Below are 23367 nucleotides of genomic sequence, written 5' to 3'. Positions count from 1 at the left end.
CTCCTTCTCCAGAGGATTTTTGACAAAAGTTCCCTGGGACCCAGATGTGGGCCCTATCAGTGCGGATGGATTTTGTTGTGTAGGGGCGGTTGTGCGGAGTCAAATCCATCCCCCCGCACAACCGGAGTCCTTAAAGGTTTACTTGGCCTGCTTATCGAGCGTGGGCTTCATGGCAATCAGGATTGCAGCGGCGACCAAGGAGCCAATCACGATGTCCAGGCAGAACAGCGCGACGTTGTTGGTGGCCAGGGCGACAATAAAGCCACCATGCGGAACATAGCAGTCGATGCCCTGGAAGGCGGCAAGCGCCGCGCCCACGGCAGAGCCGATGCAAATGCCGGGCAGGGTGTGGCCAAGATCCTTGACCGCGAAGGGAATAGCGCCCTCGGTAATACCGATGCAGCCCATGAACAGCGCAGAGATGCCCATCTGACGGTCAGCGTCATCGAACTTGTTCTTGGCGATGAGCGCAGCGAGGCCGCAAGCAATCGGGGGAATGGCGACGGCGACGCGGAACATACCGTTGGGGCCGTAGATGCCGGAGGCCATGATGGCCATGGTAAAGGTCGAAGCGGTCTTGTTGATGGGGCCACCCATATCGAAAGCGGTCATAACGCCAATGACCAGGCCCAGGACGACGGCGGAGCCGCCCTGCAGGCTGCCGAGCACGCTGGTGAGCCAATCCATCACAAAGCCAAGCGGCGTGGCCAGGATGTAGATGTAAGCCATGCCCAGGACGAGCGAGGTCAGAATCGGGATGATCAGAATGGGCATGATGGTCTGGATGGTGTTGTTGACCTTCCAGGTCTTCATCCAGCGGACAAAGTAACCGCAGATGACAGCCATGATCATGGCGCCCAAGAAGCCGGTCGAAACGCTGTTGCCGCTCGGGGTGACGACGGCGTTGTTAACCAAGTAGCCCAGGACGAAGCCGGGGGCAAGTGCGGGCTTACCGGCCATCGAGTAGGCGATGTATGCCGCAAGCACCGGAATCATCATAGAGATGCCGGCCATGCCGATAGTGTTAAGGCTCACCATCAACGGGTTGGTGACCTCCATGCCGCTAGCACCGGCAGTACCGGATGCCAACGAGAAGGCGAGGAACACGCCACCGATAACGACGATGGGGATAAAATAGGAAACGCCGGTATTGAATGCATTGAGCAGCGTCTTGCCAGGGTCGGCAAAGATGGACTGCTTGGACGCCGGTGTCGGGGCCTGCGGGGCAGCGGAGACGGCCTTCTTCTCTGCCTTGGCCTCGGCCTTGGACGCGTCAACGGCACCGCCCGTCGCCTTGATGATCTCGACAGCCTGGTCGATAATCTTTACCGGATCGGCGATTACATCCGAGGTGCCGACCTTGAGGAACTTGCCCTCGGCCATCTTTTGCTCAAAACGGTCCTCGTTCTCGACACCCACGTCGACGGACTCGAGCACCAGGTCGGCGGAATCAACGTCTTCCTGCGTGAGCTCATTCTCGATACCCAGACCACCCTGAGCCTCGACTTTGCACTCGATGCCACGAGCGGCGCATTCATCCTGAATCGCCTTCTGGGCCATATACGTGTGGGCGATACCCACGGTACAGGCGGCAACGCCTACGATCTTCATTGCTTCCCTCTTTTCATAGAGTTGCGTGCGCAAGACACCGTTTGCGGAGGCCTCCGGAGCATCCCCTGCCGTTTGGACTTGCTGTCTTTTCGACAAGACCAATATAGGTGCTCGTTTTTCTTAATGCCAGTTTATTTCGGTAAACGCGCAGGTCAGAGCGATGGTTACGCTATTTAGTTATGCGTTTAACTAAAAATGAATCCTGCGATTTTACCCTCGATTTCAAAAGTCAAGAAGTATTTGATTTTCTCGGTAGACGGCAGATGCGCATGCCGGTCACAAATTTCGACCCCACCCATATACCGCATTTGTTGCATACTCATATGAAAGGAAAAAGTCGCTCACCAAAGCGCATCCCTCACCAAGACTCAAAGTCATCATGTTGGAAAATGCTCATCTGTCGGAAGGAGTCGCTGTGGCAAAACAGCGCGTTACGATCGCAGACGTCGCTCGAGAGGCGGGAACCTCGACGGCAAGCGTCTCGTATTACCTCAACGACAAACGAGAAAAGCTTAGCGAGAAGACGCAGGCAAAGATTGCGCGCGTCATCAAGGAACTCGGATACGTTCCCAACGCCCAAGCGCAAACGCTCACCGGCAAGCAAACCCACGTCATCGCCATCATCATCTTGGATAACACCAACAAATGGGCAGGCCTCGTCCTCAACGGCATGGAGCAGGTCATGCTCCCCGCGGGCTACCAGACGGTCGTTTGCACGAGCAACTTTAATCCCGAGACCGAGCTCATGTATGTCGACAAAATGCTCTCACTGGGCGTCGATGGTTTTATCATCCAGCCCACGGCAAATTTCAAGGCAGTCCACGACCGCATCAAGCGCGCCGACAAGCCCGTCGTCTTTTTTGACGCGGCCATCTACAGCCCAGGCACCAGCTGGATCAAAACCAACCTCTACGACGGCGTGTACAATGCCACGCAGGCGCTTCTCGACGCCGGCTACGAAGACTTCTTTTCCATCGCCGCCAACATGACCGAAATGCGCACTCGCATGGAACGTTTTCAGGGATATGCCGAGGCATTGGCCGCGAATGGGCAGCTCTACAAAGCCATCCCCATCGATCACAACAAGCCGTCAATCAACGAGCTTACCGAATACTTTAAATACAAGTTCAACCCCGCCAAGCGCACGCTCATCTTCGTACAAAACCAATGGGCGCTTCCCCGTGTCTACAAGGCCCTCCAACCCATGGCCCATCTACTTCCGCAGCAAATAGGTCTTTTGGGACTCAACTGCGAAGACTGGACCAACCTCACCACGCCGACCGTCTCCACGATCATCGAGCCCGTCGACCAGGAAGGCAGGGAGGCGGCCGAGATGCTGCTCGCCTTGCTTGATGGCAGCAGCCAACCCGGCGAGCAGCGCATTCTCGAGTGCAAGCTCAACTGGCTCGACTCCACCTCGATCTAGCCATACGTCAAATATGAAGCAAATGAACCAGTAGCGTTTGTCCCAAATCTTAAGTATTTGTTCGACAGAACGGCCTCTGCCGGCTCCTGCTAGACTGGTAGATTCCCAACCGTCCATCCAGGAGCCTCAATGTCGCGCAAGTCCGCCTACAAGCAAGTACTTTCCATCGGCACCGCCGTGGTGCTGGGGTTTGCGCTGTTCACAGGGTCGCTCGACGGAGCGCCCAAGCTGCTCTCGCCGCAAAGCGATGAGCAGGCGGCTGCTCTGGCCGAGAAGCAAAGCGAGAGCCCCAACCGCACCGACGACGAAGCGGACTTGGTCGCCCGGCTCGAATCGGGAACAGCGAGCTCCACGGACTCCGAAGATGATCAGGACTCCGGCGATGGCTCTGAATCCGCCACGACCGACACCGCTGACGATGCCTCTTCAAACGTCACCCCCATCGACGAGGTCGAAAACCCCGATCTCGACCGCGCCCGCGGCGTATATCTCAGCAGCATTCCCGACTACGCCGGCAACCCCTACGTTGCCCTTCGCGCCGACAGCACGCACCCGTTGGGCACGCCATCATTCACGCTCGACGAATACGAGCGAGCTACCGAAGAGGGCTGCTTTAAGAAGTTCTCCAAGCTCGATAGCCTGGGCCGCACCCGCAAGGCACTCGCCTGCGTGGGTCCCGAATCGCTCGGTCAGGGCAAGCGCGGCGATATCTCGCGTATCCATCCCGCCGGGTGGCACCAGCAGCGCTACGGCTTTATTCCGGGTCAGAGCCTCTACAACCGCTGCCACCTTATCGCCTGGTCGCTCTGCGGCGAAAACGCCAACCGCAAGAATCTGCTCACCGGCACGCGCTATCTCAACGAAACGGGTATGCTGCCGTTTGAAGAGCAGATCCTCGACTACATCCACGACACAGGCAACCATGTGCTCTACCGCGTCACGCCCATGTATAACGAAGAGGAGCTCGTCTGCCGCGGCGTGCGCCTTGAGGCGCAATCGGTCGAGGACCACGGCAAGGCCCTCTGCTTCCACGTATATTGCTACAATCTGCAGCCGCACGTGCAGATCGACTACGCCACCGGCCGCAACCAGGCCTCGGGGGACTAGGGCCGACCAAGCTGCCCCAAAACCTAAAATGATCCGTTTTCCTCCGCCCCCCCAGGGATCAAAAAGGGCCGCCCCGGATTACCCGGAGCGGCCCTTGCATCGGCATGTATGTTGCAGGCAAAGTCCCACGCTACTTGGCGCGGCTCTCCTCATAGCGCTCGACCAGTTTGGCCTGAACGTCATAGGGAACCTGCTCGTAGCCGGCGGGCTTCATGGTAAAGTCGCCCGTGCCGCGCGTGATGGAGCGCAGACGCGTCGAGTAATCCGTCAGCTCGGCCAGCGGCGCTTGAGCGATGACCACGGTGTCTCCGCGCTCATCGGTCTCCATGCCCGTCACGCGACCGCGCGAGGCCGAGATGTCGCCCATCACGGCGCCGGCGTAGCTCTCGGGGATCGTCACCGTGATTTCCTCGATGGGCTCCAGCACCACCGGGTCGGCATCGGCGCATGCCTTGCGCAGGCCGATGCGAGCCGCCGCGCGGAACGCCATCTCGTTGGAGTCGACGCTGTGATACGAGCCGTCGTACACAGCCACGCGAATGCCCGTGAGCGGGTAGCCGGCAATAATACCGTCCTTCATGGTCTCCTGGACGCCCTTGTCCACGGCGGGAATCAGCGAGCGCGGGATGCGGCCACCCACGACCTCGTCCACGAACTCATAGCCGTCGCTCGTGCCGTCGGGCCCAATGAGCGGCTCCACGCGCAGCCAGCAGTCGCCGTACTGACCGGCGCCGCCGGTCTGCTTCTTGTGGCGACCCTGGGCGCTCGCCGTGCGGCGGATGGTCTCGCGATACGGAATGCGGATCGGCACGCTCTTGGCGGCGACCTTGGTGCGATCCTCCAAACGGTTGAGCAGCACCGAAACCTGCGCCTCACCCACGGCGGAGATGATAGTCTGGCCCGTCTCCTCGTCACGATCGATGCTCATGGTCGGATCAGCCTTGCACGCCTTCTCGATAAACGTGTAGAGCTTCTCCTCGTCGCCGCGGTTCTCGGCCTCGATGGCAATGCGGTACTGCGAGTTGGGGAACTTAAACGCCGCTGCCTCGACCTTACCGGTAATGGAGAGCGTGTCACCCGTCTCTGCCGCCAACTTTGGCGCCACGATAATGTCGCCGGCATAGGCGTGACCGACCTCGGTCATGTCGCGGCCGCACATCACATACAGGTGAGCCAAACGATCGCTCTTGCGGGTACGCGCGTTGACCAACTCAAGACCCGGCTCAAGCGTGCCCGTCAGCACCTTGATAAAGCTGATGCGGCCCTGCTGCGGATCGGCCAGCGTCTTAAACACAAACGCCACCGGACGGTCATCGTCACTCGAAATCTTAAGCGAATCACCGTCGATGAGCGGCATCTCGCCGTAGTCGGTCGGCGCCGGGAAGTACGTGGCGATGTCGTCCATCAGCGAGTTGACGCCCTGCTCCTTAATGCAATCGCCCGCAAAGACCGGCACAAAGATGCGCTCGGCGATCGCCTTAGACAGCAGGCCTTCAAGCTCCTCCTGCGTCAGCGTCTCCTCGCCTTCCAGGTATTTCATCATCAGCTCGTCGTCAGCCTCGGCCACCAGCTCGCACAGATGGTCATGGGCCTCCTCGGCCTGGGCACGATACTCATCGGGAATCTCCGACTCAACGGCCTCGGCGCCGTTGCAGTGGCGCGCCTTCATGCGCACCAGGTCGATGATGCCGTCAAAGTCCTCGCCCTCGCCCCAGGGAAGGGTCACGGCGCCCAGGCGCGTGCCAAAGCGCTCCTGCAGCAGGTCCATCGTGGTCGCAAAGCTGGCCTCGGAGCGCGACAGGCGGTTTACGAACACCGCACGCGCCAGGCGCAGATCCTCGGCGGCATACCAGAGCTTAACCGTCGTAGGCTGCGGGCCGGCCTCGGCGTCGACCACAAACAGGGCCGTCTCGCAGACGCTCATCGCGGCAAAGGCGTCGCCGATAAAATCGGGATAACACGGGGCATCGAGCACATTGATGCGTGCGCCCTTCCAGTCGATCGGCGCAATGGTCGTCGAAATGGAAAATGCACGCTTGACCTCTTCGGGGTCATAGTCGAGCGTGGGCTTGGTGCCGTCGTGGCCGCCAAGGCGGGCGGTCTTGCCGGAAAGGTGGAGCATGGCCTCGGCGAGTGAAGTCTTGCCCACCCCGCCTTGGCCTACGAGCACCACGTTCCTTACGTTACCGGTCTTGGGAGCACCCATGATGACCTCCTTGCAGGGCCGCGCGCAATGCGCGACGCCAACGGGGAGAGTTCGCGGTCGGTGCCATCCCGGGAGCAGCATGGTCGGCAGCCGAGCCGACTCACCCTCCAAATGTCCTATGCCACCACCCTACCCTCACGGGCGGCTGTCCATGCAGACCTTTCGGCACGCGTATGGATACAGGCGGCGAGAGGAAGAGACAGGCTTTTCAGGCAATTATTGAACCCCGTCGATGTAAACAAAAAGCCGCCACAGACCGTAAGACCTGTGGCGGCTTCGCCTCAATTGCCTCAATTAATAGTTGAGTAAATACCTGAGTCTATCCCTCGATACGGCTCAAGAACTCACGCGTGCGCTGCTCGCGCGGATGGTCGATAACCTGCTCGGCAGGTCCCTCCTCGACAATGCGACCGCCGTCCATAAAGACCACGCGGTCGGCAACATCGCGCGCAAACTGCATTGCGTGGGTCACGATTACCATCGTCATATTCTGCGCCGCCAGGTCCTTAATGACACGCAGCACCTCGGCCGTCAGCTCGGGATCGAGCGCCGAAGTCGGCTCGTCAAAGAATAAGATTTCCGGATCGAGTGCCAGGGCGCGGGCAATACTCACGCGCTGCTGCTGACCGCCCGAAAGCTCACACGGCACCTTGTTCTCGTTGCCCGTCAGCCCCATTTGCGCAATCAGCTCGTGAGCGCGGGCTTCCGCCTGCTCGCGCGGACGCTTAAGCACGCGAATCGGTGCATCGGTGATGTTTTTCATCACCGTATAGTGCGGGAACAGGTTGTAATTTTGGAACACCAGGCCGAATCGCGAGCGCGCCTGCTTGGGCACATCGCCCTTCGCATAGACCGCGCCCGAACCCGCATCCGTCGCAACGGCAAGGTCGCCAAACGAGAGCGAGCCTCCGTCGAGTGTCTCGAGCAGCGTGGCACACCGCAGCAGCGTGGACTTACCGCCGCCCGAAGGTCCGATAATCGCCACGACCTCACCGCGCTTGACCTCGAGTGAGATATCCTTGAGCACCTCATTGCCGCCAAACGCCTTGCGCGCGTTCGTTATCATCATTACCGTTCCGGACACGGGAACCTCCATGTGTTTGAGAAGTCAGCGAGCGTGTGGCTGACGAGACAATGTGCTTCGAAAGAGGAGCGCCGCGTACTTCTGTACGCAAGCGACGGTTTGAGGAGCAGATTGGCCGTCAGGCACGCGCGCAGCGTCGAGCAGTCCGCCGTTCGCTAGAACGGCGGAACGATCTAGTCATGATAATAGTCCAGCTTCTTTTCGGCGGCACCCAGCAGCATTTCGACCACAAAGTTAAAGACCCAGTAAATCAGCGCCGCGATCGCAAACGGCACCATGCTCACCTGCGAGGCGACCAGCGCCTTGGCCGTCGAGAACATCTCACCCACGCCAATGGCAAACGCCAGCGACGTGTCCTTGACCAGCGTGATGATCTCATTGCCCATCGCCGGCAGAATACGCTTGGCGACCTGCGGCATCACGATATACAGAAACGTCTGCACGCGCGAGTAGCCCAGCACCTCGGCTGCCTCGTATTGACCACGCGGAATGGACTGCAGACCCGAGCGATAGATCTCGGCAAAGTAACCGGCGTAGTTGATGATGAACGCCACGACGCACGCCGTCCACTTGGAATCGGGCGTGAGCGAAATGCCAAACACGTAGTACGGGGCAAAGTAGATGGCAAACATCTGCAGCATGAGTGGCGTACCGCGCATGACCGAAATGTAGATGCGCGCAATCCAGCGGAGCAGCGCAATTTTGCTCATGCGCATAAACGCCACGGGGATTCCCAGCGGAATCGACCCCAGCAGCGTCAGCACAAACAACTGCAAACTGACCAAGAAGCCCTGGCCAAGCATTTGCATCATGACCTGAATAGACAACCTAAGCTCTCTTTCACAGCAACAGTACAGCGGTTTTTACTCTCAAATAGGCACAGTGCCCAAGATTGCGAGCGACAAGCCCGACGAAGCGTACTTTGGTACGCGAGGAGGGTTGGAGCCGCAAGGTTGGGTGCTGCGGCTATTTGAGAACCCAGTTGTCGAAGGACAGACCGTATTCTGCATACTTGTCGCACAGGTCCTTGACCGTGCCGTCCTCGTAGAGCGCCTTGAGCGACTCGGTCACGGCATCGGCGGACTTGGTGTCGCCCTTCTTAAAGCCGACGGCGTAGTGCTCGCTGGACAGCGGCTTGTCGAGCTGCGTATAGGCATCGGGCTTGGCGGCAAGCTGATACTGGGCAATCGAAAGGTCGCAAGCCACGGCATCGACCGCGCCGCTCTCGAGCTGCATAAAGGCCGTGTTGTACTCGCCGATGGTATCGAGCATGGCAAACGTCGCGGCCAGATCCTTCTGATCGCCCTCGAGCACATCCTGCGCAGCGGAATCGGTCTGAGTGATCACGGTCTTGCCAGCGAGATCGTCCCAGCTCTTGATACCCGCGTCCTTCTTGACCACGAGCACTTGCTCGTTGAGCATGTACGGCTCGGAGAACGTGTAGCCGTCCTCACGGCCCTCCATGGTAAAGCCGTTCCAGATGCAGTTGATGGCGCCGGAGTTGAGCAGCGTATCCTTGGCGTCCCAGTCGATGGCCTCGTATTTGACCTCCCAGCCCTGCTTATCGGCAACAGCCTTGGCCAGATCGAGATCAAAGCCGGTGTACTCGCCATCGTCGCCCACAAAGCCGTACGGAGGATAGGACTTATCAAAGCCCACCACGAGCTTCTTGGACTCCGCGGCGCCCTTCACATCCTTGGCCGCGGCAGAGCCAGCAGCGGAGCCCTTGCCAGCACCACCGCCGCAACCGACAAGACCAAGGCCAAGCACCGCGGCGAGCGAGCCGGCTAGACCAACAAACTGACGACGAGACATATCGGTGTTCATGGTATTCCCCCTTGATGGCACTTTAGTTAAGTAAAGTGAGTCATGTAACGTTCAGAATCATACACTTTAGCGTGATAGAGCACAAGGCGAGTTTGCCCGCCGCGTGAGGGGTGTGGGGGGGTTAAGTTTCCTGCTCTACAGTCCTGCGCAAGACGGAAAGCACATTAAGTGCTTTCCTTTGCGTGCGGAACTCGCGATAAACTTAATTACGCGCCGCTCCCCGCCCGCGCCGGGCAAACGACGTTGGGCTTATCACTGACAGGAAATGGGCGCTTGTATATCGTCTGCTGGCTTGGCACGGTACAATACTTGCAGCTTTAATTCATGAATTAGTGGAGTTATTGATGGCAGAATCTCGTGCGGAGCGTAAGGCTCGTCGTGCTTTGATCGAGGCGGCTGAGGGGTCAAAGGAGGAGAAATCTTCTACGAAATCCAAGTCTTCTAAAGCTGCAAAAAGCAAATCGACTAAGAGCAGGGCTAAGGCCAAGCGTTCTGGCTCTCGTCGAGGCGAGGATAAGGCATCTCAGACTCGCTCCAAGCGCTCGCATAAAGATCCAGCTTCGTCTGCGCGTAAGGCTGTGGATCCCAAGTCGCCTTGTTCCATCATGCGGGCTTGTGGTGGGTGTACGGCACTCAATCGTCCTTATAAGAAGCAGTTGGCGGCCAAGCAGGCTGCTATGGAGGAGCTGTTTGCTGAGCTCTGCGAGCGCGAGGGCATTAGCGTCGACCCCATTCGCGGTATGGGAGTCACCCTGGGAGACCCGGGTAAATATCCTGCGCCGCGTGGTTTTCGTCATAAGGCTGCCACTCCGTTTGCTCCCGGTAAGGAGGGTGCTGTCCGCTGCGGCTTCTTTGAGCGCGGCACGCACAAGATCGTTGCCGTACCCGAGTGCCCTGTCGAGGCGCCGGGCGCTCGTCAGATTCTCAACGGCATCGCTCGCGAGGCCGAACGTCTGCACATTCCCGCCTTTAACGAAGACAAGCATCTGGGGCTGCTTCGCTATGCCGTCGTTCGCTGCGGCTGGCGCACCGACCAGATTATGGTCACCCTCGTGACCGCTCAGCGCGACTTGCCGCATGCGCAGGAGTTCTTTGAGGCCGTCGCCGCACTCGATCCGCATATTGTCACCGTCGCCCAAAACATCAACGGACGCCCCGGCAATGCCATCTTGGGCGAGGAGACCCGTATCGTCTATGGAGCCGAATGCATGCGCGATCAACTGCTCGGCTGCGACTTCGACATCTCCCCCACCGCGTTTTATCAGACCAACCCGCAGCAGACCGAACTGCTCTATCAACTCGCCATTGACGGTATGGATCTGCAGCAGGGTGACGTACTCATGGACGCCTATTGCGGTAGCGGAACTATCGGCCTGTGCGCAGCTAAAGATGCCCAGGACAAAGGTGCCGGCATTATGCTGCTCGGTGTAGAGCGCAACCCCGCCGGCATTGCCGACGCACGTCGCAACGCCGAGCTCAACGGCCTTACCCGTAACGCGTGGTTTATGGCTGACGATGCCACTGACCATATCCTCGATGCCGCCGACAACAACGAGCGTGTTGACGTTCTCTCCATCGACCCGCCGCGCGCCGGCTCCACACCCGAGTTCCTCGAAGCCGCTTGCGCGCTCAAGCCACGCCGCATCACCTATATCAGCTGCAATCCCGTGACCCAAGAGCGCGATCTGCACCAGCTCCTCGATGGAGGCTATCGCCTGCTCAAGATCACACCGGTCGACATGTTCCCCCATACCGACCACACCGAAACCGTCGTGGTCCTCGAGCGCCGCTAATCCACCCCAGTAGATTTTTGGGACAAGAAGGGGGCGACCCATCTGGGCCGCCCCCTTTACTTGGTTTATGAACGCCGTTACATGCCCTTGCGCAGGTCGCACACGCCGGCTGCCGCCATCTCGCGCAGCAGCGTCTCGCGATCGCGCGTCACGATCAAATCCAGCGGGAAGTGAATCTCGTCGAGCATCTTGCGCGCGTGATCGAGCTTGCCAATGGCCATGCCAATGTGGGCATCGGTCGACACGCCAATGCCAACGCCCAACTCGGCGCAGCGCTCGGCGATCTTGCGGCATACGGCCCAATGCTCAGTGTCGGCACCGTGCTCAAGACTATGGTTGTTGATCTCGATAATCTTGTGCTTGGCCTTAGCCGCCAACAGCACCTCGTCGATATCGAACGGCACGCCCGAGCGCCCCGCATGCCCCAGCATGAACACCTTGGGGTGCTCCAGGGCATTGATGTACATCTGGGTCGTTTGGGCGAGCGTCGCGCCTTCGGCAAACTGCGGGTTATGCACGCTTGCCACCAAATAATCCAAATTACGCGTCACCAAATCGAACAGCGAATGCTCACGACTATACGAATCGCCGGCGATATTGAGCGAAACGGGAATGTCCTCGCCAAACAAGCTTCCGTCCAGCGAAACGATATCGGCCTCGGCGCCGCGGAGCACCAGCACGCCGCTCCAAATGCGCGGCCAGATATCCTGGTTAATAAAGAACTGGAAACTGCACAGGTCATTGGGGCAAGGCGTAACCATCGAGCTGAAATGATCGGCGGAACCGAGCACCTGAAGGCCACGCTCCGCCGCCCAATAGATGTTCTCCTCAATGGTTGAGTACGCATGCGCGGAGAACATCGTATGAGTATGGATATCACAGGAAAGCAGGTAGGGCATCAGGTCTCCTTGTCCAGCATGGCCGTCGCGTATATTCATTGTACGCATAGCTTTCGGCAGTCGTAAAACTGCTTCATCCCAATCACACAACGGCATAGACAACGGGGTCTGGCTTAACACCAAACCCCGTTTCACGTAAAACATTGTAAGCAGAGCGCTTTACTTTTAACGATACTCGTCCGCCAACTGTTTCCAAGCGGGTAGCGAATTGATAATCGTTTCGTAACTCACGCAATAGCCCAGGCGGAACCAACCAGGCATGCCAAAGCTGTCCGAGGGCACCGCAAGCAGCTCATACTTCTTCGCGCGCTCACAGAACGCATTCGCATCGGGCTCCAGTGCCTTCACCCACAGGTAGAATGCACCATCCGGCTCAACATAGGTGTAGCCGTACTCCGCTAGTGCGTCGGTAAGCGCGGTGCGGTTGCGAGCATAGGCCTCGACATCACTCGGCTCATCGATGCAATCGATGATCACGCGCTGGAAGAGCGCCGGTGCACACACGAAGCCCAGCGTACGGGCGGCACCGGCAACGGCGGGCATTAGACGAGCTGCCTGAGGATTCGTATTGGGAACCAGGATCCACCCGACGCGCTCGCCCGGTAGCGAAAGCGACTTGGAATACGAGTAGCACACGATGGTGTGCTCGTAGATCGAAGGCACCCAAGGCACCTCGGCGCCATAGACAATCTCGCGATACGGCTCATCAGAGATGAGCATAATCGGATTCTCGGGATCGCGCTGAGCGTTGGCCTCGCGCAGAACATTGGCCAGTCGCGTCAGCGTGTCGCGTGTATATACGGCACCGGTCGGATTGTTGGGCGAGTCGATGATGACGGCAGCCGTCTTATCGGTAATCGCCTTGAGCACGTTACTCACGCTCAGCTGGAACGTATCTTCATCGGCGAGCGCCTCAACACACGTGCAGCCGGCCTTCTCAATCCACACGCGATACTCCGGAAAGTACGGGGCGATAACAACAACCTCATCGCCCGGGTTCGTAACGGCATTGAGCGTGCAGGTGAGCGAAGCCGCGGCACCCACCGTCATAAAGACGTCCTTGCCCTCATAGCTCGTGCCAAAGCGACGGTTGAGCGAGTCGGCGACGGCCGCTCGACATTGCGGCAGACCCGGCGCAGGCGTGTATCCATGCAACTGGTCGCTCGGCAGCTCCAAGGCCTTCTTAATGGACTCAGCCACGGCGGCAGGTGCCGGAACGCTCGGGTTACCCAGCGAAAAATCGAATACGTTCTCCGCGCCGATCTGTGCCTTGCGCTCAAGGCCATAGCTAAAGATCTCACGGATGATGGAGCTTTCCGCACCGCGAGCATACATAGTTTCATTGATCATCTGTTCCCCTTTCGCATAGGCGCTATTGTACGCTTTAGCTGAGCAAAGTGCCGCAGCAATGTTGATTGGGGACAGACTTAAATGCGTGAAAACGCTCATTTAAGTCTGTCCCCAATCAACAGACGGCCCCATATCGCTCAAAAGAAAAAGCCTCCGCAGGTTTCCCCGCGGAGACTTTCGCCACAAAGGCTATTTGTCGGCGTCGGCATCGACGACGGCATGGCCATCATCAGCATCATCGGATGCGGCTTCGGCATCCTCCTGCATGGCCGCCTGCGCAAAGGCCGCGGCATCAGCCGCCAGCTCCTCCTCGCTCATACGAGGCGCGCGCTTCTTGGTCGGCATGCCGGCCGCCTTGGCATTGCGCTCCTCCTTGGCCGCCAGGATATCGCCCTCGCGCTCAAGGTAGGCGTCCCACTCGTTATCGAGCAGGGCATTCACGACATCGCCCTCGACAGTCTCGCGCTCAAGCAGCACCTTCGCCATCAGATCGAGCTGATCGCGACGGGCGTCCAGGATCTCGACCGCACGACGATGGGCCTCACGCATAATGCGCTGAACCTCGATATCGATGCGGCGCGCCGTCTCCTCGGAGTAATCCTGGTGATCGGCGTAATCGCGACCAAGGAATACCTGATGCTGCGCCTCACCAAACACTTGCGTACCCAGTTCCTCGCTCATGCCCAGGCGCGTGACCATCTCGCGCGCCATCTTGGTCGCGCGCTCCAGATCGTTGCTCGCGCCCGACGTGATGTCGTCGCACATGAGCTCCTCGGCAACGCGACCGCCCAAGAACACGGCGAGCTCGTCGAGCATCTCGTTCTTGGTCTTGAGGAAGTGATCCTCCTGCGGAAGCTGCAGTGTGTAGCCCAGGGCCTGACCGCGGCTGACGATCGAGATCTTATGAACCGGATCGGAGTGCTCCAGGATGTGGCCCACCAAAGCGTGACCGCTCTCATGGTAAGCAATCGTGGTGCGCTCGGCCTCGGTCATCACGCGACCCTTGCGTTGCGGTCCGGCAATCACGCGCTCCATCGACTCCTCGACCTCGTCCATCGAGATCACGGAACGATGACGGCGAGCGGCCAGCAACGCAGACTCGTTGAGCAGGTTCGCCAAATCGGCACCAGTAAAGCCAACGGTCATCTGGGCGAGCTTCTCAAACTTAACGTCCTCGTCCATCGGCTTGTTCTCGGCATGCACGCGCAAGATCTGCTCGCGGCCCTTCACATCCGGACGGTCGACCGTAACCTGACGGTCAAAACGGCCGGGACGCAGCAATGCCGGATCCAGGATGTCAGGACGGTTGGTCGCAGCGATCAGGATGACCGACTCGCTTTCCTCAAAGCCGTCCATCTCGACCAGCAGCTGGTTGAGCGTCTGCTCGCGCTCGTCGTGACCGCCGCCCAAGCCAGCTCCGCGCTGACGTCCCACGGCATCGATCTCGTCAATAAAGATGATTGACGGAGCCTGAGACTTGGCCTCCTTAAAAAGGTCGCGCACGCGGCTGGCGCCGACGCCCACGAACATCTCAACAAAGTCAGAGCCCGAGATGCTAAAGAACGGCACGCCCGCCTCGCCGGCAACGGCCTTGGCCAGCAACGTCTTACCGGTACCCGGAGGGCCCACCAGCAACACGCCGCGGGGAATCTTGGCGCCCAGCTTGCGATAGCGGTCCGGGTCGCTCAAGAAATCGCGAATCTCTTCGAGCTCCTCGACCGCCTCATCCACGCCAGCGACATCCTCAAACTTGACCTTGGGACGCGTAGCCTCGTTGGTCTTGGCATTGGTCTTGTCAAACTGCATGTTCCTATTATTGGCGCCCATCATCTGGCGCATAAAGTAGAACATGATGGCGATCAGGGCAATCGTCGGCAGCACACTCATCGCCAAGTCGCCCCAAAAATCGGGGTCGTTGGTGTTGACGATGTACTTGGTGTCAGGGTGCTCCGCCATAAGCTCGGCAAGCGAATCGGAGCCGACATAGGTCGAGGAGAAGCTCTTGAGCTCGCTCGTATCACCCTTGTCCTTTTTCGTCTTCCAGTAATGACCAGCCACGCTTCCGTCTTGAACCGTATAGGTCAAATCTTCGACGCGATCCTGCTTAATGGCGCTCACCATCTCGCTCGTCGCGAGCTTAACGGTATTGCTGGAGCTGGCAAAGCCGGAGCCCATGTTAAAGAAGGCGTAGCCCAGAAGCGCGCAAGCCAAAATAAAATACAGCCAGCCCGTACGCGTGGGCTTCTTGCCTCCGGGCATCCCCGGGATCTTAGGCTCCCGGGGAGTCTGGGAATTGTTATCGTTACGGTCGTCGGGCATCTTACGAATAAACCTCCGGTTTCAAAATGCCCAGATACGGAAGGTTGCGATAGCGCTCGGCATAGTCGAGGCCGTAGCCCACCACAAAGGCATCGGGGCAATGGGTTCCAACATACTTGGGCGTGACGGCCGAGGTACGGTCCTCAACGTCCTTCCATAGGAAGGCGGCGACCTCCAGAGAAGCGGGCTTGCGGCTCTCGAGGTTCTTCATCAGGTACTTGAGGGTCAGGCCCGAGTCCAGAATGTCCTCGACGATCAGCACGTCGCGACCACGGATGTCGATATCCAGGTCCTTAATGATACGCACGATGCCCGAGGACTTCACACCGTCGCCATAGCTCGAAACAGCCATGAAATCGATGTTGGTCGGCAGCTCGATCTTGCGCATCAGGTCGCCCATAAAGACCACGGCGCCGCGCAGGACCGCAATCAGCACCAGATCCTTACCCGCGTAGTCGCGAGTAATCTGCTCGCCTAGGCGAGAGACGATACCGTCGATATCCTCCTGCGTAAACAGAACCTTCTCGATATCCGGATGTTGAGAAGCCATGACAACCCTTTCTTGTGCTTATCGCCCACGCACCGCCGCATGGACGCGAACTACACATTCTAGCAGCGCACGGGGTATATTTACCAGCACGTGCGCCATCAGCGCGGGAATACCGTCAACGTCGCACAGAATAGCTGGCGCGAAGCGCTATTCCGCATCGACCACACGAAGCAGATATGCCACGCGCGTTGCGGCCGTGCATTTAAAACGCTCGTCCGCGCGAACGCCCGCGACCCATACTACGGCACCTCCCGGAGCCGTTCTTACCACGGGTACGCCAGAGCGGTCTGAAACAGGAATGCGCGCCTCGTTCAACAGGTCTGACACTTTCTTGCTTCGGCCGTTCATCCCCAACGGGCACATCACGTCTCCCGGCACAGGGCTATCCACCCACAGGCGCGCCGATCGTGCCTCGGTGGGAATCTCCCCGCGCGAGCCGGCTAACATCCGCTCGCTATCGCGGTCGGCAAACCCCAGGGCCGCCGCATCCACCAAGGCCGCAACCTTTCCGGCAGCAGCAAGCTCGCGGGCACGGTGCACGATATTGCACCCCGGCTCCACAGCCATCGGCTCCGCTGTCAGCATATGCCCCGCCCCCAGCGGCAGACGACCGGGAACGGAGATCCAATCGGCCACTAAACCCTCGCGCGCCGCCGGGGCCTTGAACGCCAGCGTGCCAAACTCCACACGGGCATCAATTCCCGCAGGAAGCGTAACCGAGCCCGAGCCCGCAGCGACGCAGGCGAGCACGCGCTCCACGTGCCGCATCTCCGGTCGCGCGTCGGGATCGATGCGCTTAATCGCCAATCGCACGATACGCCGTGCAATCACAACCTCAGCGGCGGCAAGACGGCGCGCATCGAGCACAAGTGCGCCCGCCGCTTCCTTGCGCAGGCAGCTTCGAAACGCCTGTGCCGAAAGCTGGGAAAGAAAGGCGTCTTCGTCGCCCAGAATTTCGCAAGCGGCGCCAATCGTCTTACAGACGCTCGCGTTGCGCTGTGCCACCACCGGCATCACCCGATGGCGTACATAGTTGCGCAGGTACGAAACGTCCTCGTTGCTTTCATCTTCCCGCCATGGCTGACCGTGCACCTGCAGATAGCTCACGAGCTCATCGTGCGTGAGGTCGAGCAAGGGGCGAACCACAATGTTCCGACGGCGCGGAATGCTCGATAGACCCGCGGGACCCGACCCTTTAATGGCATTCATCAAAAATGTTTCCGCGCGGTCCGACGAAGTATGCGCGGTACAGATACGAGCCGCCGTCCGCGGTGCGCCCGATTCGGCACAAAGTTCGCGAACATATCTCCGTGCCGCGGCATAGCGCACCTCGCGAGCCGCAGCCTCGATATTGCCCGATTCGTCATCAAAATAGGCATGCTCAACACACAGCGGCAAGCCGTATTGCGCGCACAGGTCACGTACAAAGGCCTCGTCGCCATCGGATGCCTCCCCGCGCAGATGATGGTTTACATGCAGCACGTGCAATCGCTCGCGCGCAATGGGAGCGACGCCGCGCCCGTCCTGGATATCCAGCTTTGATGTGCAAGCCATAAGGAGCAGCGCCGTCGAGTCCGCACCGCCTGATACCATGAGCACTACGGGGGCAGCGGCCTGCCGCGTTGCCAGGACGCTCTTATCCGTCCTCGGCGCGGCATGATGTCCATAGTGCTGAGATACCGTTGGCATTCGCTTCCTCCTCTATTCGTCCGCACTCATTGTATCCTTTGGAATCTTATGTCTCGCCTGCACCTTCATATCCTCGGCAGCGGCTCAAAAGGCAACTGCGCACTCGTCGAGGGGCCTCAGGGGCTCATCATGATCGACAACGGCCTGTCCCGCCGCGAGACACTTAAACGCATGGCGGAGCTTGGCCTCTCGGCAGACGACGTCGCCGCTCTTGTAATCACCCATGAGCATGGTGACCATATCAAGGGGCTCGATGTATGGTGCAAGCACTGGCATGGTCCCCTCTTTGCCAGCAGGGATACCCTTTCATGCAAAGAAAACCTCGCGCACCTGCCCGTAGAGGAATTTGACCCCGGCGACACGCTCCCCATTGCCGGCATCCACGTGCAAACCTACTCAACATCGCACGATGTCATCAATCCTGTCGGCTATCGATTTAATGCTCTCGATGATTCCATTGGGTTTGCCACCGACACCGGAGAGTTATCGAGCAAGGCCATAGGCATCCTCAAAGACTGTCGAGTTCTCGCGCTCGAAAGTAACCACGATGTAACTATGTTGCGCGAAGGAGCGTACCCCCGCTTTCTTCAGGAGCGCATCCTGTCCACAAAGGGGCACCTCTCCAACAACCAGGCCGCCGAAGCCGCGCGCGAACTTGTTACCGATCGCACCGAACAACTCATCGCCATGCACATCAGCCAGGACAATAATCGTCCAAGCCTTACCGTCAAAAGCTATGCCAACGCGCTTGATGCAAGTCTCGATGATGAACTCGGCAGTTCTGCCACCCGTCTTCAAGGGCCGCGGAAGCTCTCGATACGCCCTGCAAGCCAATATCAACCGACAACCATTCAATAGCCCCTCAAGACAACAAAGGGGAGGCTGGGAATCACTTCCCAGCCCCCTTAACTCATACTCTCGATTGAAGCAGAGCCATCGTTAGTCGATGGAGATCTTCGTAACGTTCTTCTTCTCGACAATCTTGGGAACCGTAACGGTCAGGATGCCGTCAGCATACTTAGCCGAAAGGCCCTCGCTCGAAGCGTCCTTCAGATACACGCCGCGCGTCGCGCTGTACGAGCTAAACTCCTTCTGCAGGAAGTTCTTGCCCTCGTTCTCCTCGTCCTCCACAACGTTCACGCTAATCGACAGGCGACCCTCGTTAAGCTCAACGTCGATATCATCCTTAGCGACGCCGGTCAGATAGGCCTTGACCTCATAACCATCGCCCTTGTCCTCGACATCAACGGGGAACGCCTTGGAAGCAATCGAGTTGTTTGCAAGATCGGTCATATCATCAAACAAATCGAACAGCGAGCTAGCAGAAGGACGAACGCCAAAAACCGAACGATAAGGAACCATGCTTGCCATGTTTACCACTCCTTTTAAGGACTGCCGAGTCATCTTCTAGGTGACTGGGACTTCTTTTGACGCTGTTATATATGCCCAGCCGCTTCTTATATATACATCGACTATAAAGTTTTTTGAGTCTATTGATATAAGCATATCTAAGTCTGGTTGACTAAGGTTTTGTCTAATAATCGGAATTTGAACGAAGGCTTAAATAATGTATGCAATCCCATCAAAACTAGACGGCTGGCTTACAATGGGCGCATACACGATATTGATGACGAGCTAAGGGCATCATGAACGATCAAAAACAGGACAACACGTTTATGCCGGAGCAGGACGAAGCATCCAGCCCGCAACCGATTCGATTCCATCGCCCCCACATCTCGCAAGAGCCCATCAATGGCCCAGAGCCCAAATATGTGACAAGAAACCGATATCAAACGCTCGAAGAAGCCCAAACGGGACGTAAACATATGGGCGTTGCCTCGGGAGACCCTGTATATCTGAAAGACGCACCATTATCTAAAAACAGCGCAGCTAGTGATGAGCCGATGAAAGCATCCGCCGCTCATCAACAAAGAGGGCCTCGACCCAAGCAAACCTTGACGCATTCGGCTCGCTATCTCGAGACTCCAAAACAGGGAAAATCAATCTTCGTTTCGTCAAGTAAACGACGCAAGCAGCATCAGCTGACAATCCTGCTTATGATCATTGCGGCCATAGCAGTTGCCCTTGTTATACGATTTATTTTCTTATACAAAACAGCATAACAGTTAAAACACACGGAGGATGCAGCAATGAAACTGATTATTTCAAATGTATCTGGCATCCCCATATACGAGCAGATTAAACAGCAGATCAAGGCGGCTATTTTATCTGGCGAGCTTCAAGCCGAAGAAACTTTGCCCTCCCTTAGAACACTTGCCAAAGACTTAAAGATCAGCGTCTTAACAGTGACAAAGGCATACACAGAATTAGAGCAAGAGGGCTTTGTTAAAAATGTGCAGGGGCGTGGATGTTTCGTAATGGGGTCTGGTTCAGAACTGATTAAGGAGCAGCTTATTTGCAAAGTAGAAAACAATCTCACCGAAGCAATAAAAGCTGCAAGAATGGCAAATCTATCCACAGAGGAATTACATCGCCTTTTGGACATTTTAACGGAGGTAAAAACAGATGACTAATTATTTAGAGGTAACGAATCTTTCAAAATCTTTTGATTCTTTTCAGCTTCACAATATCAGCTTTACTTTGCCAAAGGGATATATTATGGGCTTGATTGGCCCGAATGGTTCTGGCAAAACAACGACAATCAAACTGATTTTGAATATGCTCAAGCGCACCGGTGGCACAGTCAAAGTGATGGGGCTGGATAATATCGCAGAAGAACAAAAAGTAAAATCAGAGCTGGGCGTTGTTTTCGATACAAATTATTTCAGTGATGATTGGAAAGTGTCGCAGGTTGAAAAATCCATTTCGGTATTTTATCCAAATTGGGACAGCCAGAAATTTGCGGATATGTTACGGAAATTTCACATTGCACCAACCAAAAAGGTAAAAGAACTTTCCAAAGGTATGCAGATGAAGTTAATGCTTGCCTGTGCGTTTTCATACGACGCCAAGCTGCTGATCCTCGACGAGCCGACCAGTGGACTTGATCCGGTTTCCAGAGATGAACTTTTGAAAATTCTTTCAGAGTATATTGAAGATGGCGAGCATAGTGTTTTGTTCTCCACCCATATCACAGGCGATTTGGAGCGTGCAGCCGATTATATTACCTACATCAGTTATGGCGAGCTGTACTTTACTGGCAGCAAAGATGATTTTGTAGATATGTTCCGCATTGTAAAAGGTGGAATTGAGGAACTGTCCGATGATCTGAAAAATAAGGCGGCTGGTATTCGTACATTCCCTACGGGATTTGAGGCTCTGATGAAAACCGAAGATATTAGCGGTTTCCCTAACCTGACCGTTGATCCTGCCACCATTGATGAAATTGTAGTGTTTACAAGCAAGAAAGGTGACGATTATGAGTAATATTTTGAAATCCACAAAATTAGATATTGCATTGGTAAAACCATATTTTAAGACGATTTGCTTTACCCTGCTCCTGCCGATTGTGTTTGCCGCAATCAATCGTTCTTTGCTGACAGGGGTATCATTTGCTATGTGCTTTATTGCCATGACGACGGGATATACCTTTTCCATCACAGAAAAAAACAGCATGGATCGTCTGTTTGGTATTTTACCTGTTCGTAAAAGCGAGCTTGTGATCGAACGCTATGTTTTTGTCCTTGCAATGGGGCTTCTTTCCTTGATTATTTCTTTGATTGCACAGCCGCTTGTCTTGAAAGTGCTGGGTGAAACAGTTGGCGTATTTGATATTGTAACTGCCGCTATTGCAGGAGTATTCTTATTTGCACTCTATACCGTGTTCCAGATTCCGGGATATTACAAGTACGGCTCAATCAAAGGACGGGTATTTATGTATATTCCAGTGGCCGGTTTTTTGGTGACTTTACTTCTTCTCTCTAAAATGCCAGCTATCGGGAACTCAATTATTTCAGTCGTTGAATCTTCTCCGATACTTCTCGTTTTCCTTGCGGTTTTTGCTATTGTCGTGATGTATGCGGTTTCAATCTTCTTGTCCATTCGGGTTATGAAGAATAAGGAAATGTGAGGTGATTGTATGGATTTCACAATTTTGGCAGTTGTGCTTTTGATTGTTTACTCATGGAAGTTAGTACCTACCGACAAAGTACCTGCCGGGAAACGGCCCTGTCTTTCCCTGCGCGAGAAGATCAAGCAGATACAGAAAGACCTTGACGACGGGATAGACACCATCGGCAAGAAAATGACCGTGTGCCAGCTTTATGAAAAGTACACCCGGCAGCGCGGGAATGTGCGGAAAGGAACCCAAAAGAGCCGCCAGCAGTTAATGAAACTTCTGTCCGAAGATAAGCTGGGCGCGGCCAGCATTGACAGCGTGAAGCTGTCCGACGCAAAAGAATGGGCCTTGCGTATGCAGGAAAAGGGCGTTGCCTACAACACCATCTGCAACAGCAAGCGTTCCTTAAAAGCCATCTTTTATATGGCCGTACAGGACGATTGCCTCCGCAAGAATCCTTTTGACTTCCAGATCAATGAGGTTATCAACGACGATACCGTACCAAAGGTGCCGCTTACCCCTACACAGGAAAACGAGCTTTTGGACTTCATGCAGAACGATCCTGTCTATGCCAAGTATTATGACGAGGTGGTGATCCTGCTGGAAACCGGGCTTCGTATTTCCGAACTCTGCGGCCTGACGCCAGCCGACCTGAATTTTGAGAAGCGCTTTGTGAATGTAGACCACCAGCTTTTGAGAAGCACCGAGGACGGCTACTATATCGAAGCGCCAAAAACAGAAAGCGGATTCCGTCAAGTGCCGATGAGCGCAGCCGCCTATGAAGCGTTTGAGCGCGTGTTGAAGAAGCGCAGGGACGGCAGGTGCATTAAGGTTGATGGTTATAAGGACTTCCTGTTCCTGAACCGGGATGGCCTGCCCAAAACCGCCGTCAACTATGACGCCATGTTCAAGTGCCTTGCCAAGAAGTACAACAAGTGCCACAAGGAGCCGCTGCCCGATGTGATGACGCCGCACACCATGCGGCATACATTCTGTACCAGAATGGCAAACGCGGGCATGAACCCCAAAGCATTGCAGTACATCATGGGACACGCCAACATTGTAATGACGCTGAACTATTACGCCCACGCTACTTTCCATTCCGCACAGGAGGAAATGGAACGGCTGCAAGCCAAGGCAAAAACCACCACAGAGGCCAAGCCGGAAACTGCGGCGGAAAACGCCGAGGAAACCAAGGCGGCATAAGTAGTACGCAGAATTTACTACTACTTTTACTACTTTTGAGAGTGAAAACATGAGGGGTAATAAAAAGATTTGTGAGGTTCTTCCGATATGAAAAGTGCCGGAAAAGCCCGAAGTAACGGGCTATACCGGCATATAAGAACATCTAAAGAGATAATTAGAAATCTATTAAATTATTTAAATAAAGGCTCAATACCGAAAACAACAAGATCGTCTGGTGTAATTGAGTCATTCACGCCCCGTAAACGCAAAAAAGGGGGAGGCCTCGCGGCCTCCCCCTTCTGC

At 56.5% G+C, this 23367-nt stretch carries 19 protein-coding genes and 1 pseudogene; 9 read left to right on the top strand and 11 right to left on the bottom strand.

Translation table 11 applies throughout. From position 1 onward, the window contains the following. Positions 1–138: 138 nt before the first annotated feature. Positions 139–1611, bottom strand: a complete 1473-nt coding sequence (locus tag DWW12_RS05590) for a PTS fructose transporter subunit IIC (protein ID WP_117779441.1) — start codon at positions 1609–1611, stop codon at positions 139–141. 415 nt (positions 1612–2026) lie between these two features. Between DWW12_RS05590 and DWW12_RS05585 the strand changes: the two genes are divergently transcribed. Next, positions 2027–3037 carry a LacI family DNA-binding transcriptional regulator gene (locus tag DWW12_RS05585; protein ID WP_233502874.1) on the top strand — a complete coding sequence of 337 codons (1011 nt, stop codon included), beginning with the start codon at positions 2027–2029 and terminating at the stop codon, positions 3035–3037. A gap of 129 nt (positions 3038–3166) precedes the next feature. Next, positions 3167–4144 (top strand): DNA/RNA non-specific endonuclease, encoded by a 978-nt coding sequence (locus tag DWW12_RS05580; protein ID WP_117855409.1) that lies wholly within the window; start codon positions 3167–3169, stop codon positions 4142–4144. A 130-nt stretch (positions 4145–4274) separates the two neighbouring features. Here DWW12_RS05580 and DWW12_RS05575 read toward each other — a convergent pair whose 3' ends face one another. The 4 genes from DWW12_RS05575 to DWW12_RS05560 all read right to left on the bottom strand — a co-directional run bounded on the left by DWW12_RS05575 (position 4275) and on the right by DWW12_RS05560 (position 9261). Further along, positions 4275–6350, bottom strand: a complete 2076-nt coding sequence (locus DWW12_RS05575) for a translation factor GTPase family protein (RefSeq protein WP_117855408.1) — start codon at positions 6348–6350, stop codon at positions 4275–4277. A gap of 319 nt (positions 6351–6669) precedes the next feature. Beyond that, the gene (locus DWW12_RS05570; RefSeq protein WP_192934565.1) at positions 6670–7419 is read right to left on the bottom strand and encodes an amino acid ABC transporter ATP-binding protein; all 750 of its coding nucleotides are present in this window, start codon (positions 7417–7419) and stop codon (positions 6670–6672) included. 188 nt (positions 7420–7607) lie between these two features. Further along, positions 7608–8261, bottom strand: coding sequence for an amino acid ABC transporter permease (locus tag DWW12_RS05565; protein ID WP_233544242.1), 654 nt, complete (start codon positions 8259–8261; stop codon positions 7608–7610). 139 nt (positions 8262–8400) lie between these two features. After that, a complete protein-coding gene (locus DWW12_RS05560; RefSeq protein WP_117855403.1) occupies positions 8401–9261 on the bottom strand; it encodes a transporter substrate-binding domain-containing protein in 861 nt (286 codons plus the stop codon). A gap of 578 nt (positions 9262–9839) precedes the next feature. Here DWW12_RS05560 and rlmD point away from each other — a divergent pair. Beyond that, a complete protein-coding gene (rlmD, locus tag DWW12_RS05555; RefSeq protein WP_369832421.1) occupies positions 9840–11054 on the top strand; it encodes a 23S rRNA (uracil(1939)-C(5))-methyltransferase RlmD in 1215 nt (404 codons plus the stop codon). Positions 11055–11131: 77 nt separating this feature from the next. Here the strand turns inward: rlmD and DWW12_RS05550 are convergent, their stop codons facing one another. From DWW12_RS05550 to tilS, 5 genes are all read right to left on the bottom strand, one after another. Continuing rightward, positions 11132–11992 (bottom strand): phosphatase, encoded by an 861-nt coding sequence (locus tag DWW12_RS05550; RefSeq protein ID WP_233544241.1) that lies wholly within the window; start codon positions 11990–11992, stop codon positions 11132–11134. 126 nt (positions 11993–12118) lie between these two features. Next, the gene (locus DWW12_RS05545; RefSeq protein WP_117736948.1) at positions 12119–13303 is read right to left on the bottom strand and encodes a pyridoxal phosphate-dependent aminotransferase; all 1185 of its coding nucleotides are present in this window, start codon (positions 13301–13303) and stop codon (positions 12119–12121) included. 189 nt (positions 13304–13492) lie between these two features. Further along, positions 13493–15562 (bottom strand): ATP-dependent zinc metalloprotease FtsH, encoded by a 2070-nt coding sequence (ftsH, locus tag DWW12_RS05540; protein ID WP_255413281.1) that lies wholly within the window; start codon positions 15560–15562, stop codon positions 13493–13495. A 61-nt stretch (positions 15563–15623) separates the two neighbouring features. After that, entirely contained in the window at positions 15624–16172 is a 549-nt protein-coding gene (hpt, locus tag DWW12_RS05535; protein ID WP_055251779.1) for a hypoxanthine phosphoribosyltransferase, read from the bottom strand. Between the two features lie 147 nt (positions 16173–16319). Beyond that, complete coding sequence (gene tilS, locus DWW12_RS05530; protein WP_199407901.1) at positions 16320–17861, bottom strand: tRNA lysidine(34) synthetase TilS; 1542 nt, start codon at positions 17859–17861, stop codon at positions 16320–16322. Between the two features lie 48 nt (positions 17862–17909). Here tilS and DWW12_RS05525 point away from each other — a divergent pair, with 48 nt between their 5' ends. Continuing rightward, complete coding sequence (locus tag DWW12_RS05525) at positions 17910–18719, top strand: MBL fold metallo-hydrolase (protein WP_089573686.1); 810 nt, start codon at positions 17910–17912, stop codon at positions 18717–18719. Positions 18720–18800: 81 nt separating this feature from the next. Here the strand turns inward: DWW12_RS05525 and DWW12_RS05520 are convergent, their stop codons facing one another. After that, the gene (locus tag DWW12_RS05520; RefSeq protein ID WP_055251783.1) at positions 18801–19232 is read right to left on the bottom strand and encodes an Hsp20/alpha crystallin family protein; all 432 of its coding nucleotides are present in this window, start codon (positions 19230–19232) and stop codon (positions 18801–18803) included. A gap of 275 nt (positions 19233–19507) precedes the next feature. Here DWW12_RS05520 and DWW12_RS09750 point away from each other — a divergent pair, with 275 nt between their 5' ends. The 5 genes and pseudogenes from DWW12_RS09750 to DWW12_RS05500 form a co-directional block, all read left to right on the top strand. Then, entirely contained in the window at positions 19508–19984 is a 477-nt protein-coding gene (locus DWW12_RS09750) for a hypothetical protein (protein ID WP_147345469.1), read from the top strand. Positions 19985–20011: 27 nt separating this feature from the next. Then, positions 20012–20395: a GntR family transcriptional regulator gene (locus tag DWW12_RS05515; RefSeq protein WP_015564335.1), complete on the top strand. Its 384-nt coding sequence runs from the start codon at positions 20012–20014 to the stop codon at positions 20393–20395. Beyond that, positions 20388–21248 (top strand): ABC transporter ATP-binding protein, encoded by an 861-nt coding sequence (locus tag DWW12_RS05510; protein ID WP_004611597.1) that lies wholly within the window; start codon positions 20388–20390, stop codon positions 21246–21248. Before DWW12_RS05515 ends, DWW12_RS05510 begins: the two co-directional genes overlap by 8 nt. Further along, positions 21241–21891 carry an ABC-2 transporter permease gene (locus tag DWW12_RS05505; RefSeq protein ID WP_117855396.1) on the top strand — a complete coding sequence of 217 codons (651 nt, stop codon included), beginning with the start codon at positions 21241–21243 and terminating at the stop codon, positions 21889–21891. The genes DWW12_RS05510 and DWW12_RS05505 overlap by 8 nt, the downstream gene beginning before the upstream one ends. Before the next feature lie 45 nt (positions 21892–21936). Beyond that, a pseudogene (locus DWW12_RS05500) lies at positions 21937–23085 on the top strand (tyrosine-type recombinase/integrase); the annotation flags it as partial. Between the last annotated feature and the right edge of the window lie 282 nt (positions 23086–23367).

The sequence above is a fragment of the Collinsella sp. AF14-35 genome (genome assembly GCF_003464565.1).
Classification (GTDB): domain Bacteria; phylum Actinomycetota; class Coriobacteriia; order Coriobacteriales; family Coriobacteriaceae; genus Collinsella.
Note: the sequence above shows the minus strand (reverse complement) of the source record. Positions and strands in the feature narration are given on the sequence as shown.

Bases quoted from the DNA above. Each gene is read 5' to 3' on its own strand.
- hpt (WP_055251779.1), bottom strand. From the start codon at position 16,172: ATGGCTTCTCAACATCCGGATATCGAGAAGGTTCTGTTTACGCAGGAG.
- DWW12_RS05575 (WP_117855408.1), bottom strand. From the start codon at position 6,350: ATGGGTGCTCCCAAGACCGGTAACGTAAGGAACGTGGTGCTCGTAGGC.
- DWW12_RS05505 (WP_117855396.1), top strand. From the start codon at position 21,241: ATGAGTAATATTTTGAAATCCACAAAATTAGATATTGCATTGGTAAAA.
- DWW12_RS05550 (WP_233544241.1), bottom strand. From the start codon at position 11,992: ATGAATATACGCGACGGCCATGCTGGACAAGGAGACCTGATGCCCTAC.
- DWW12_RS05520 (WP_055251783.1), bottom strand. From the start codon at position 19,232: ATGGCAAGCATGGTTCCTTATCGTTCGGTTTTTGGCGTTCGTCCTTCT.
- DWW12_RS09750 (WP_147345469.1), top strand. From the start codon at position 19,508: ATGAACGATCAAAAACAGGACAACACGTTTATGCCGGAGCAGGACGAA.
- DWW12_RS05560 (WP_117855403.1), bottom strand. From the start codon at position 9,261: ATGAACACCGATATGTCTCGTCGTCAGTTTGTTGGTCTAGCCGGCTCG.
- DWW12_RS05580 (WP_117855409.1), top strand. From the start codon at position 3,167: ATGTCGCGCAAGTCCGCCTACAAGCAAGTACTTTCCATCGGCACCGCC.
- DWW12_RS05515 (WP_015564335.1), top strand. From the start codon at position 20,012: ATGAAACTGATTATTTCAAATGTATCTGGCATCCCCATATACGAGCAG.
- ftsH (WP_255413281.1), bottom strand. From the start codon at position 15,562: ATGCCCGGAGGCAAGAAGCCCACGCGTACGGGCTGGCTGTATTTTATT.
- DWW12_RS05525 (WP_089573686.1), top strand. From the start codon at position 17,910: ATGTCTCGCCTGCACCTTCATATCCTCGGCAGCGGCTCAAAAGGCAAC.
- DWW12_RS05570 (WP_192934565.1), bottom strand. From the start codon at position 7,419: ATGATGATAACGAACGCGCGCAAGGCGTTTGGCGGCAATGAGGTGCTC.
- DWW12_RS05590 (WP_117779441.1), bottom strand. From the start codon at position 1,611: ATGAAGATCGTAGGCGTTGCCGCCTGTACCGTGGGTATCGCCCACACG.
- tilS (WP_199407901.1), bottom strand. From the start codon at position 17,861: ATGCCAACGGTATCTCAGCACTATGGACATCATGCCGCGCCGAGGACG.
- DWW12_RS05545 (WP_117736948.1), bottom strand. From the start codon at position 13,303: ATGATCAATGAAACTATGTATGCTCGCGGTGCGGAAAGCTCCATCATC.
- DWW12_RS05510 (WP_004611597.1), top strand. From the start codon at position 20,388: ATGACTAATTATTTAGAGGTAACGAATCTTTCAAAATCTTTTGATTCT.